The sequence below is a fragment of the Corynebacterium sp. HMSC14H10 genome (assembly GCF_001807105.1).
Lineage (GTDB): Bacteria > Actinomycetota > Actinomycetes > Mycobacteriales > Mycobacteriaceae > Corynebacterium > Corynebacterium jeikeium_D.
Map to the genome: position 1 here is coordinate 24,657 of NZ_KV787451.1, position 11,925 is coordinate 36,581.

Below are 11,925 nucleotides of genomic sequence, written 5' to 3' on the forward strand. Positions count from 1 at the left end.
TTATTTCCCTGCCTCGGTTCCGTTGTCCACACCATCAATTCGAGCTTCGACTGACTTTTCCAACGAACTAGGGCTGGGGGAGGCCAGTCCGAGCATCTCCAGCCAGCGCAGATCGAATCCAGGCATGGTCTTAGCAGTGGTACCGATATTTTCGACTTCCACGCCCTCCGTGCGCAGGCCAACAATGGCACCAGCGGTGGCCATTCGATGGTCGGCGTAGCTGTGCCAGAGACCACCGTGGAGCGGAACGGGGTCGATCGCAATGCCGTCGTCAAGCTCGGTCGCGCGACCGCCGAGACGGTTGATTTCCGTGGTGAGCGCGGCGAGACGGTTGGTTTCGTGACCGCGCAGGTGTGCGATACCCGTCAGCTCGGTGCGGGTAGTGGCCAAGGCGGCGATGGCCGCGACGGTGGGGGTCAGCTCGCCAACCTCGGACATGTCCATCGTGATTCCGCGCAGCTCCGACGGCTTTGGGCCCACGACGGTGAGGCTGGTGTGGCCACCTTCGTGACGGTTGAACGTCACGGTAGCGCCCATAGCGGTGAGGATCTCGCGGATGCGGTCGCCCGGCTGCGTGGTGTGCTCTGGCCAGTCGGGCACGGTGACGCTGCCACCAGTGACAGCCGCAGCGGCCAGGAAGGCGGCGGCGTTGGACAGATCAGGCTCGACCTGCCAAATACGACCCATCATTTCGGTCGGGTGAATGGTGAACGTTGTGCGTGGTCCCTCAGGTGTGTCGGCCGTGGTCTCCTCGACCTGCACACCGGCCTCGCGAAGCATGTCCAGGGTCATGTCAATGTGCGGGCGGGAAGGAATCTCACCGGTCGGGCGAAGTACCAGGCCACGGCCGTAGCGCGGTGCTGACAGCAACAGACCAGAGACGAACTGGCTCGAAGCCGAAGCGTCAATTTCCACTTCGCCGCCGATGTCCGGCAGATCTTGCTCTTGAACCGAGTCACCGAGGCGGTTGCCCTGATTCGGGCCCTGCGGATTGACCGTGAAGGGAAGCCCATTGCCCGCGATGTTCACACCGAGGCTGCGCAGGGCATCCAGCACGGCCGACATCGGGCGAGCCTTGGCCTCTACGTCGCCTTCGAAGAACACCGACCCCTGCGCAAGAGCTGCGATAGGTGGCACGAAGCGCATAACCGTACCTGCGAGACCACATTCCACGACACCACCGCGAAGCATGCGTGGAGTGACGCGGAGCGTGTGGTTCGGGGCACCCGAATATGTCGAGTCGGCACTGATGTCAGTTCCCAGGGCCTGCAGTGCGCGAATCATAAGATCGGTATCGCGAGAGCGCAGAGCACCATGGATAACCGATGGTGTCGAAGATATCGCCGCGATGACAAGGGCACGGTTCGTAATCGACTTCGAGCCGGCAATCTGCACCGTGGCGTTAAAAGGCTGTCGACCGGCATCGGCACCGTCGACACTTACAGTAGGGGCGGACCAATTCTGATTTTGGGAACACACACAACCAATTATGGAACACTTTCACTCCATACCTCGACTAGAGGGGGGAGTCAACGGCACAATCAGTTGGTATGTGTGGTCGTTTCGTCAATTTCACAGTCGCCGAAGAACTGCTCAGCACCACGGCTGAGATTCCCGGTTTGGTGCCCGTGCGTGCCGACGGCCCGTTGCCCACCTCCCGCTACAACATCGGCCCGACCATGCCAATAGTTGCTCTTGCCCGCGAGCACCCCGGCCGCACAGGAACCATTGCTGCCACCGTGCGCTGGGGTTTAATTCCGCAGTGGGCCCGCGAAGTGCCAACAACACCTTTCTTCAATGCTCGTGCGGAAACCTGGCAGTCCAAACCGACTTTCCGGGACGGCCTGCCCTGCGCAATCCCCATGAACGGTTGGTATGAGTGGAAGAATCGCCAGCCCTACTTCGTCAGCTTCGGCGATGACGCACCGCTTTTCACCATCGCGGGGCTGTGGGCGCGCTGGGGCGATATCGTCTCCGCCACAATTCTCACCACCGACGCCGTGGGACAGCTCGCGGATCTTCATCATCGTATGCCGCGCGTGCTTGCCGACGACGAAGTCAGTGACTGGTTGGATCTCTCGGCCTGGGCAGCAGACGGAGATGTTGGCATGACCAGCGCAGAAGTGGTGGACAAGCTGACTATCCGGCCGGTCAACCGCGCCGTCGGCAATGTTGCGAATGAAGGGCCGCACCTGCTGAATGGGCCCGATGGAGCAGCACCCGGCCACAACGAGGAGCTGTTTTAAGGCCGTATCAGCGGGGAGATTGCAGGAGTAGCCGCAGGGTTAGCGGGCGATGTCGGCGACCGTGGCGTCGCAAAGCGAAACCAGATCAGCGGGTGACAGTTCGATGTCCCACCCGCGGCGACCACCGGAGACGAACACCGTGTCGGCGAGAGTAGCTGTCTCATCAATGACAGTCGGGAGCTTGCGGCGACCGCCAAGCGGGGAGATGCCGCCGGGAACGTAGCCGGTGGCAAGTGACGCGTCATGGGGGTCGGCCATCATGGCCTTGGAAGCCCCGACAGCCGCGGCGGCGGCCTTGAGGTTGAGCATTCCGGTGGCGGGGACGACGGCGATGGCCAGCCCAGTGCGTTTGCCGGATAGCTCGATAATGAGAGTTTTGAAGATGCGTTCGGGCTCGACTCCGAGATGCTCTAGTAGCCAAGAGGCGGCCTCTTCGCCGAAGTTGTCGCTGCCGTGGGGGAATTGGTGAACGTGGAAGTCGATTCCGGCGTTCTGACAGACGGCGATTGCCGGGGTGGCGGCAGCGGATTTCTTGGCGGACTTCTTCGACATAATTTCCCATCGTTGCACACCAGTGCCGCCACGCTACGAAATGCCTGGTGACGGGGGTCTGGCCGACTCGTGGGTGCGGATGTTTTAGGATAGGTAGCATGTCAGGTGATCAGACAGGAACATCGGCCATCCGGACTGATGAGTCGGATGAGGAGCTTGCGCAGCGCTTTGAGCGTGACGCCATGCCGCTTTTGGATCAGCTCTATGGAGCGGCGCTGCGGATGACGCGCAACCCCGCCGATGCCGAAGACCTGGTGCAGGAGACCTATATCAAGGCTTTTCAGGGCTTCCGCTCCTACAAACCGGGCACGAATCTGAAAGCGTGGCTCTACCGCATTCTGACGAATGCGTACATCAACAACTACCGCAAGGCGCAGCGTCGTCCTGCCGAGTACGCCACCGATGACATCACGGATTCACAGATCGCGGAAACCGCGTCGCACACTTCGATAGGGCTGCGCTCTGCTGAGGTTGAAGCGCTGGAAAAGCTTCCTGACGAGGAAATTCGTGACGCTTTGATGAGTCTCAAAGAGGACTACCGGATGGTGGTCTACTACGCCGATGTCGAGGGATTGCCCTACAAGGAGATCGCCGAAATCATGGGCACGCCCATCGGAACTGTGATGAGTCGGCTCCACCGTGGAAGAAAACAGCTCCGAGACGCGTTGCACAACGTAGCCGTGGAACGTGGATTCTTGAAAGAAGAGAAGGGAGATTCTCCGCGATGAGCCGAGAGTCGAGCCAAGATATGGAGCAGACGCCAGAGCGCGGGCACGCCTGTGAAGATGCTTTCTGTCAGGATGTCCACTCGCGCCTACACGCATTTTTGGATGGAGAGTGTGATTCGGAGGAACGCCGCTTTCTCGAGGAACACATTCACAAATGCCCTCAGTGCTTGGAAGAGTTCGGTTCCGAGCAAGCTATACGACGGCTGCTGCGCCGGTGCTGCCAGCAACCTGCCCCTGAGGACCTCCGTCAGCGCATTACCACTCGGATTCGTGTGTCCTATACGCGGGTGGAGTATCGCAGGTAGCTGCTGGCGGCTAGGTTAGGTGCGTCATCTTTTGGCGCGTATTCCTTTGATGCTTAATGCGATGTTGCGTAATACGGTAATGCGTAATGCGTAATGGGAAAATCCCAGGTCACGGTGATGTGGCCTGGGATATTTTTGTGGAGCTATTTGTGGAGCTAAGGGGAATCGAACCCCTGACCTTCGCATTGCGAACGCGACGCTCTACCAACTGAGCTATAGCCCCATTGCTTTCGAGCAACCTAGCTGGAGCTGCTGTAAAAGCTCTGTTTTCAGACGTTACTCCGGTGGGGTTTGGGCTCCAAACTCGCTGGTAAGGTTCTGGCGGATGGTTAATCCGGAAAGCGAGGATGCGGTATCGACGAGGCATCGAAAAGGTGTTGAAAGTGACTAGGTTTATGACAAAAAACCGCGGGTGAATTCAATTCATGTGTCATGAACCTAGTCACTTTCAGACCTGCTACCCGTTGAGGTATCCGCTGGAGGCTTAAAAAACTCCACCCCGTCCCTCGGTGCAATACCGAGTTGTGCTGGAGTGGAGTGAGATGTCTTAGCCGGTGATGGCTAAGACTGCTGCAACTAAGGGCAACTTAGCTGTTCGGACGCTTGCCGTGGTTAGCCTTGTTCTTACGGCGGTCCTTGCGCTTACGGCCACGCTTGCTCATAGCTGGGCTCTCTTTCTATCGGGTTAAACAGGTATCAACCGGTATAGATTACACGGTACGAGGGTAAGTCCTTTAATTAGACCGTGGTGCTGGTGCGAGTGCGACGGGTGCGGCCGCGGTTGCGACGGCGCTTCAGTGCGCGACGCTCATCCTCGCTCATGCCGCCCCAGACACCTGCATCCTGGCCGGTCTCAAGTGCCCAGGCCAGGCACTGAGCAGTAACGGGGCAACGGTTGCAAACGACCTTGGCCTTAGCAATCTGGGCGAGGGCCGGGCCGGAGTTACCGACCGGGAAGAACAGCTCCGGATCCTCTTCACGACAAACGGCCTTGTGACGCCAATCCATGACAAACTCCTAAAACATTACGAGCCCCGGGTGAGGGCAGGGTTAAATTTCCTTGCGGGAAGGCAGCTCCGGAAATGGATTTCGTCAGACACGACAAATCGCCGTATCTCAACGAAGGTTGGGGTTCATTCCCGGTTGCCCAGGGGTATTAGGCATCTTGGGAGGGGCCACCTGTTCCATCGCCTATACGGCGTGAAAGGTAGTGGGGACTCACCAAAGAGTTTGCGCCTAAAAAGGCGAGACTTGCATGGTTACACAACCAGTGAACTGCGTGCCTGTCTCGCTGACGATTTACATGTTTTCACGACTGGGACGGTTCGTAAAGAGCAAAATGAATAAAAGTGCCAAACCTCACAGAAAAGTGAAGTTTTGGTTAAAACGCCAGGTCAAAACTAGCCCTTTGTGGGGGTAAAATTAGTTTTGGTAATTGCAGTAGTGAGGGTGTATGGCGCATTTTTGTTGGCTTGTCAGTAAACAGTTGCAGTTTAAGCCGGGTTTGCCTCGGTCTTTTGGCTAGTACTGAACAGTCGGCGTGTGCGATCCATGACCTTTTTGGTCACCACAACGAGCAAGCGCTCGTCCACGGGGCGGGTAGCGACTTTCTTGGTGAACTGGTCCTCGGTGTAATCGTCGGCACGCGCCACAAAATTGATAGCGCCTTGCTTAACACGGATGTTGAGGGACTCACACTGATTGATGTACTCGCCGTCCAACTGGAGACGAAGTGGGGCAGTAGCGGTGAGCTCGATGTGCTGGGCGTTGTCGACGCGTCGTTCGCGGGCTTCGACGTGGAAGGGGGAACGCAGTCGGGTGAAGAAACCGGCCAAATTGGCTGCGGCGACAAGTCCCGTCACTCCCCTCAGGGAAGTGAAGCCATAAAAGCCCAGGCCTCTGCGTAGGGACACAGTGGGGTTGGTGACGATGGGGAGGTCGCCGAGGAATGTCCAGGGATTGGAGTTGGACACCACGGCCATTGCGAGATCACGGCCAAACTCCGTGCCGTCGATAGTTGCGGTGATTTGTGGCGGGCTTTTGCGCAACTGATTCCATGCGGTGAAAATTGCCGGCAAATAGCGCACGGCTTTGGCGCGGGTACCGTTTTGTCGGAGCTGTTCCATGGTGGAAATGACTTCCGCATCGATGCCGATACCGGCATTGACCACGAAGCATCGCTCCGCTGCATGTCCAACGCTGATAGTGCTGCGGGTTCGGGAGCGCAGCAGACTTGCGATGTACCACGCGGCATCTACGGGGTCGCGGGGAATACCCAACGCACCTGCCAAAACGTTGGCGCTGCCGGTGGGAATTGTCGCGATGGCAGGCAGGTCAGTGGCAGACAGTGCGGAGAATGGGTTGGAGTTCATGAGCCCATTGACAATCTCGTTAATGGTTCCGTCGCCGCCGAGAGAAATAATGACGTCGTAATCGCGAACCGTTTTACCCGCCACCATTTCCGCAGCATGGCCAGGGTAGGCGGTAAACATGGATGTCAAGCGAATCCCCTCGACCGAGCGAAGCGCCCGCACAACGCCGGGCATACGTCGAGCAGTGTTACTGGTCGAATTCGGATTGGAGATTAGCAACGCACGCACAGGCACCAAGAATAGTGCATGAGCAGACTTGTGATGGGCGCATTAGCCGGTATGCCTCCAGGGTGTATTCATCGGTTCGCACCGGGCTAACATGTAGGGCGTGAGTAACCAGAAAAACAGCAGCAATGCGCCCAAATCGCGTACTACCGACCAGCTTGCGGCAGCCGACGGGCCGATTGCCGCACCTCAGGTTGTTATGGTCGGTGCGTGGATTGGTGTCGCCGAATGTGCCCTCGGTCTGGGCTACGGGATCTTCCTTCTCATTCGTGATTTGATGGGGTACCGCGACGAGGCCGCGGTCATTTCCGGTTGGGGTACCGCGCTGTGGTTCCTTCTCATTTTCGGCGCTGTTCTCGCTGGTGCGATTATGTTGCTGCGTGGCGCCCGATGGGGGCGCGGGCCGATTATTATGCTCAACCTCTGCTTGCTGGGCGTGGCCTATTACATGTTCCGCTCGAGCGCTTTTCTGCTCGCTCTACCGACGGCGGCAGCTTCAATTGCTGCGCTGGCCTGTATGTTTAGTCCGAAGGCGATTGATTGGGCTGCCCGCTCTTTCTAAGCTTCGATGGCGAACGCGTCGACTGACTCACCGCGCTGAACTAGTAGCGTGTCACCGACAACCGCAAGGCGCACGGGCACTTCCGGCTTGTCCGCATTATTTGCTTGAGTGGACTTCGCAGCTGCAGGCAACGGGAGTGTGCCGATAATCTCCAGAGTCTTGGCATTCAATACCGCGACTCCGTCAGTGACTGGCATGAAAACATGCTCACCCCATGGAGCTGGGGTTCCTGTGGCCTCAGGAAACTCGAAATCCGGCGCCAGGGTGCTCGGGCGGAAGCCCAGTAAACCACGCGGCGACCACCACGTCATGTGATGGGGAAGATCCGTCGTAAAAGGCGCACGCGGGGCATCGCCGTCGGAGTTAGCTTCCGCCGGTGCTGGGCGCAGGGTAGTCTCATCCAGCGCCAATTCAGTCAGCATCGTGCCGTCCATACGAAAAACTCGGATGCGATTGTCTGACAGTACCGCCGCCGTGTCCTGGCCAATCGATACCAGCGACATATCTGCAGTTGCCGGACCAAGGTCAATATCGCTCTTGACCTCCGGCTTCCGAGATTCCTCCGGATTTGCTGCCTGCATGACCAGGCGTCCGTGACCATCGCAGTTGTTTACGAGGGCCAGCAGCTCCACGCGCGTGAGCGCACTGATAATCGAACACTCCGGATGCGGCTGCATCTTCGGTTCTGGAGACGCTGGAATCTTGCCGTACTCGACTACTCGGACCAGGTCAGAGCGCCACAGCTCCAGGAATCCAGAGTCGTAGACACCCGCGTATGAGTTCGAGCGCACGGCGGCAGGGCTGTCAGCCGCAATCGATTTACGGGTCGCGACATACTGCCCCGAGTCGGGCTTGAGTGCAACGGTCTCACCGCAGCCAGCTGCCCCACGAAAAGTCGCGAAAACTTGGCCATCACTGCCCGAGAGCGCACACAGCGGAATATCTCGTCGATAGTGCCATCGCTCCGTGCCGTCGTTAAGCGAGATAGCACGCACGCCCCGGTCCTCAGCAACGATGAGGGAGTTGTCCATCACCAGTGGCGCCGGGGAGATGGTGTGCGTGCTTGTGCTTGCCGACGATTCGGTGGACCACACCGGCCGGAGAGTATGTGGCATTGCCTCCGGATCGTTCGCAGCCGGGGCTTGCATTGCCGAGCCGGCAGAAGCCGTCGTTTCAGTGCGATCGACCTTGCGGGCCGGGGAAGCGACCCATGTCCAACCGATGACTAGCACTACGGCGATGATGAGAATGACTGATGCGATTCGATTTCGACGCAGTCGGGTCTCTGCAGTGGTGGGCTCAGCGTTGGCTTGTGGTGACTGCAGCACGGTTGGAATGTCCTGTCGACGAGTGGTCGTGGAGAGAAGTGAGGCGGGGGAGTTGGCACGCGCAGCAGTTTAGCGGCGGCGATGAGAATTGGAGTGGCCGTCCCGCCGTGAGTTTCGTCCTTGGCCGCGATTGCGATGGTGAGGCTGTGAGCGGTTGTTTCGCGGACCTCTTCCGCCACGCCCGCGAGGCGGTCGGGAACCCAATACCGGACGGGCTGGCCCGACCTTCTCATCGATTCCCTCGGGGATGTCTAGAGCTTCGGCGAGCTCGGGGGAGGTGGAAAACCACGTCGGAATCTCGGCCATGTCCAGGTCGAGAGCATCTGAAATAGCCTTCCACTTTGCGGTCTCATCCCAGCCGACGAGCGTAACGGCGACACCTCTGTGTCCCGCGCGTCCGGTACGGCCGATGCGGTGGACATAGGTCATTTCGTCATCGGGCACCTGGTGGTTGATGACGTGGGTGACATCGTCGATGTCGATACCGCGAGCCGCGACATCGGTTGCGACCAGGACGTCGACGTCGCCATTGCGGAACGCCGTCAGTGAGCGCTCACGTGCAGGCTGGCCCATATCGCCGTGGACGGCGGTGACCAGGAAGCCCCGCTCGCCGAGCTGCTCAGCAACGGAAGCGGCACCACGCTTTGTACGAGCAAAAATGATGGTGCGACCACGACCGTTGGCTTGCAGGATGCGGGCAATGACTGAAACCTTATCCATTTGGTGCGATTGGAAAACAATCTGCTTAGTGGTCTCATGGACTGTGGCCTCTTCCTCGCCTGATTCAGCGCGGATGTGCACCGGGCGATTCATAAAGGTACGTGCGAGAGTCAGAATTGGGCCCGGCATTGTTGCCGAGAAGAGCATGGTCTGACGTTCATCCGGCACCGCAGCCAGAATCTTCTCGATGTCCGGCAGGAAACCCAAGTCGAGCATTTCGTCGGCCTCGTCGAGAACCAAAATCTTTACGCCTGACAGCTCTAGATTATTGCGCTGGTAAAGATCGATGAGACGGCCCGGAGTGCCGACGATGATGTCCACGCCGCGGTCTAGCTGTTCAATCTGTTCCTCATAGGGGTGGCCACCGTAAATGGTGCATACACGCAGATTGGTTGAGTGCGCAGCGCGGGCCAAATCCTCGCCGACCTGCACACATAGCTCACGGGTGGGGACGATGATGATTGCGCGGGCAGTGCCATCCGGTTCTGGAATGCGGGCGTCATCAAAGACGCGGTCAATGAGGGGGACACCAAACCCAAGGGTTTTTCCCATGCCAGTACGGGCTTGGCCGATGATGTCCGTGCCGTCGAGCGCCAAGGGCAGCGTCAGTTCCTGGATGGCAAATGTGCGGTTGATTCCTTCGTCGGCGAGTGCGTCGCAGATTTCCGCGGCGACCCCCAATTCGACGAATGTCGGGGACTGGGACTCTGCCACGGCGACTCCTTTGCTGTTTGTAACCTCACGTGACACGACGGCTTAATCGGTCTCTCTAATCCTAGCCGCTTTGGGAATGGTTATGATGTCACCTATGGACATCACTATTGGATTTGCAGACAATACGCGTGAGCTGAGCATTGAAAACGTCGCTGGTGGTGAGGAGGTCAAGGCTGCGATCTCCCAGAAGCTGGCTGCTGGCGAAGGTGTGATTGAGCTCAGTGACGGCGCTGGTCAGGAGTACCTGATTAATGCTGCCAAGGTCGCCTACGTCCGTACCGGTAATAACGCAGACCGTAAGGTTGGCTTCTTCGCCTAATGACGCAAGAACCCTTTCTCGTACGCATTGCAAGGAGTTGGGGGTGGCGAGCCTATGCCATCCCCGTACTTGTGGTGCTCACAGTCATCATTCTCTTCGACATCTTCACTGCTGAAGATGATTCTCCAGGTTCCGGCAATGGCACTGTCACCTCGCAGAGTGGTAACAGTCGCCCTGGTCCGGTGCCCGGTGAGGGGTACGGTGATGGTTACGAGGGAGGACAGTTGCCACCTGGTCCGGCCTTTGCCACGGAACCCTCGGGAAATTTTAAAGATGTCACCGTGGCGCATCCCCGTGTCGGGGAGGGGCGCCGCAATGCGATCAGGTATTCCGTGGAAATTGAAGACAACATTGATGTTCCTTCAATTGGTGGCGAGCGCGCCTTTGCGGAGACGGTGAACTCGATTCTGGCCGATCCACGTGGCTGGACAGCTAATCCAGATTTTTCTTTCGAGGCAGTGCCTCGCGATCAGGATCCGACGATTGTCGTGCAGCTTTCCGCGACTGGAACCGCACATCAGCTGTGCGGAAACACCTTGGGAATGGAGACCTCCTGTTACCTGTCTGGGCAGCGGGAAGGTGAGCCTGGGCGCGTGGTCGTCAGTATCGCCCGGTGGGTTCGAGGTGCCCTGCCTTTTGAGGGGGACCTGGGATTGTATCGCCAATACCTTATTAATCACGAGGTTGGGCACGGACTTGGGTACGCGGTTCACGAGCCCTGCCCGAGGGATGGCGGTATCGCGCCAATCATGATGCAGCAGACCCTGAGCGTGTCGAACGATGAACTGCATGAAATCGACAGCAGCGAGGTCTATCAGACCGATGGCAAGACGTGTTCTGTCAACGGCTGGCCGTATCCATTTGGGGCGGACGACGATACGGCCGCACCGACTCAGAAAGCAAGGTAGTAGCAGATTATGATTGCCACTCCTCCCGACCGTGTTTTGGAGGCCTTTGGTGCCGAGGGTGAGCCGCATCGTGCCGGGCGAGCTTGGGACAATGGCTGGGTCTACGACGATTCCATTGTCCTTTCGCCGGTACATAATTCGGCGCAGGCGCTGTGGTCTGCAAAGGTTCGCAGCGCGCTAGATGTCGATGGCGTCCGAGTAGCGAAATCTGTGCGTACCAGTGACGGCCGCTTGGTCATTGCTGGGTGGCAAGCCCGTCATTTCATTCCGGGGGGATTCGCGCCACGTGCCGATGAAACCATTGTTGCCGCTGGTCGCGTGGAAGAGTCGCTTGCCAGTATTGAACGGCCACAGTTCCTCCTTGATAAGGAGCCCGATTACTTTGTCATGTGTAATCGCGCAGCTTGGGAATCTGACCCAATCGGCATCCTCGAGCAGCTTCTCGACGCGGATAGCGTCCCCCGCGCCGATTGTGCCGAGGCTCTCACGATCTCCGGTGATCTTCTCCAGTTGCGGGCAGAGATGGTTGTGCCAACGGAGCTTCTGCAGGTCTGTCACGCAGACCTCGTCGGCACGCTGCTTTACGACGGCACGGCCGCCCCCGTTCTCACCGATATCGTGCCAGCATGGCGTGTCCGTGGTTGGACAGCTGCCTTAGCGGCAGTGGATTGTCTGTCCATGATGGGTGCTGATGAAGAGCTACTGCGACGCTTCGATCATTTGCCGGATTTCGGTCAGTTGCTCGTTCGTGCGATGTGCTATCGACTTTTTGTCCACGCTGTTAGTCCAGAATCGCAGCCGGGTGCGTATCGTGGCCTGTTCCGTGCGGCTTCGCTAGTCCGCGCGTTTGTGTCTAAGTAACGCCTGGCAGTATTCACGGGAGTTTTTGGGGCGGGGGTATTTTTACCTCTATTTCGAATGGGTGTTCGAGTGTCTGTCCGGAGGT

Annotated in this window: 13 protein-coding genes and 1 tRNA gene; 7 read left to right on the forward strand and 7 right to left on the reverse strand. The window is 58.5% G+C overall.

The genetic code is table 11. The features are described from left to right. Positions 1–1,479 (reverse strand): 3-phosphoshikimate 1-carboxyvinyltransferase, encoded by a 1,479-nt coding sequence (gene aroA / locus HMPREF3135_RS10060; protein ID WP_070439535.1) that lies wholly within the window; start codon positions 1,477–1,479, stop codon positions 1–3. Between the two features lie 71 nt (positions 1,480–1,550). Between aroA and HMPREF3135_RS10065 the strand changes: the two genes are divergently transcribed. Next, entirely contained in the window at positions 1,551–2,246 is a 696-nt protein-coding gene (locus tag HMPREF3135_RS10065; RefSeq protein WP_070439538.1) for an SOS response-associated peptidase, read from the forward strand. Positions 2,247–2,285: 39 nt separating this feature from the next. On the opposite strand, the gene ybaK is transcribed toward HMPREF3135_RS10065, so the two are convergent. Continuing rightward, positions 2,286–2,798 carry a Cys-tRNA(Pro) deacylase gene (ybaK, locus tag HMPREF3135_RS10070; protein ID WP_070439541.1) on the reverse strand — a complete coding sequence of 171 codons (513 nt, stop codon included), beginning with the start codon at positions 2,796–2,798 and terminating at the stop codon, positions 2,286–2,288. 98 nt (positions 2,799–2,896) lie between these two features. Here ybaK and HMPREF3135_RS10075 point away from each other — a divergent pair, with 98 nt between their 5' ends. Then, positions 2,897–3,526 carry a sigma-70 family RNA polymerase sigma factor gene (locus HMPREF3135_RS10075; protein ID WP_016422221.1) on the forward strand — a complete coding sequence of 210 codons (630 nt, stop codon included), beginning with the start codon at positions 2,897–2,899 and terminating at the stop codon, positions 3,524–3,526. A gap of 20 nt (positions 3,527–3,546) precedes the next feature. Continuing rightward, on the forward strand, positions 3,547–3,831 hold the full coding sequence (rsrA, locus tag HMPREF3135_RS11670; protein WP_038629430.1) for a mycothiol system anti-sigma-R factor: 285 nt from the start codon (positions 3,547–3,549) through the stop codon (positions 3,829–3,831). A 150-nt stretch (positions 3,832–3,981) separates the two neighbouring features. Here the strand turns inward: rsrA and HMPREF3135_RS10085 are convergent. From HMPREF3135_RS10085 to HMPREF3135_RS10095, 3 genes are all read right to left on the reverse strand, one after another. Beyond that, a tRNA-Ala gene (locus tag HMPREF3135_RS10085) sits at positions 3,982–4,054 on the reverse strand. Positions 4,055–4,569: 515 nt separating this feature from the next. After that, complete coding sequence (locus HMPREF3135_RS10090) at positions 4,570–4,839, reverse strand: WhiB family transcriptional regulator (protein ID WP_016422223.1); 270 nt, start codon at positions 4,837–4,839, stop codon at positions 4,570–4,572. Between the two features lie 485 nt (positions 4,840–5,324). Next, the gene (locus HMPREF3135_RS10095) at positions 5,325–6,431 is read right to left on the reverse strand and encodes a diacylglycerol/lipid kinase family protein (RefSeq protein WP_224783784.1); all 1,107 of its coding nucleotides are present in this window, start codon (positions 6,429–6,431) and stop codon (positions 5,325–5,327) included. Between the two features lie 100 nt (positions 6,432–6,531). On the opposite strand from HMPREF3135_RS10095, the gene HMPREF3135_RS10100 reads away from it, so the two are divergent. Continuing rightward, positions 6,532–6,990 carry a hypothetical protein gene (locus HMPREF3135_RS10100; RefSeq protein WP_224783785.1) on the forward strand — a complete coding sequence of 153 codons (459 nt, stop codon included), beginning with the start codon at positions 6,532–6,534 and terminating at the stop codon, positions 6,988–6,990. On the opposite strand, the gene HMPREF3135_RS10105 is transcribed toward HMPREF3135_RS10100, so the two are convergent. Then, positions 6,987–8,318: an Rv3212 family protein gene (locus tag HMPREF3135_RS10105; protein ID WP_070439544.1), complete on the reverse strand. Its 1,332-nt coding sequence runs from the start codon at positions 8,316–8,318 to the stop codon at positions 6,987–6,989. The genes HMPREF3135_RS10100 and HMPREF3135_RS10105 overlap by 4 nt on opposite strands. A gap of 69 nt (positions 8,319–8,387) precedes the next feature. Beyond that, the gene (locus HMPREF3135_RS10110; protein ID WP_070439547.1) at positions 8,388–9,752 is read right to left on the reverse strand and encodes a DEAD/DEAH box helicase; all 1,365 of its coding nucleotides are present in this window, start codon (positions 9,750–9,752) and stop codon (positions 8,388–8,390) included. 94 nt (positions 9,753–9,846) lie between these two features. Between HMPREF3135_RS10110 and HMPREF3135_RS10115 the strand changes: the two genes are divergently transcribed. The 3 genes from HMPREF3135_RS10115 to HMPREF3135_RS10125 are packed head-to-tail and all read left to right on the forward strand — an operon-like array spanning position 9,847 to position 11,840. Further along, positions 9,847–10,071: a DUF3107 domain-containing protein gene (locus HMPREF3135_RS10115; protein ID WP_246818340.1), complete on the forward strand. Its 225-nt coding sequence runs from the start codon at positions 9,847–9,849 to the stop codon at positions 10,069–10,071. Beyond that, complete coding sequence (locus tag HMPREF3135_RS10120; protein ID WP_038627952.1) at positions 10,071–10,979, forward strand: DUF3152 domain-containing protein; 909 nt, start codon at positions 10,071–10,073, stop codon at positions 10,977–10,979. The genes HMPREF3135_RS10115 and HMPREF3135_RS10120 overlap by 1 nt, the downstream gene beginning before the upstream one ends. A 9-nt stretch (positions 10,980–10,988) precedes the next feature. Beyond that, positions 10,989–11,840, forward strand: coding sequence for a TIGR02569 family protein (locus tag HMPREF3135_RS10125; RefSeq protein ID WP_038627955.1), 852 nt, complete (start codon positions 10,989–10,991; stop codon positions 11,838–11,840). The last annotated feature ends 85 nt before the right edge of the window (positions 11,841–11,925 follow it).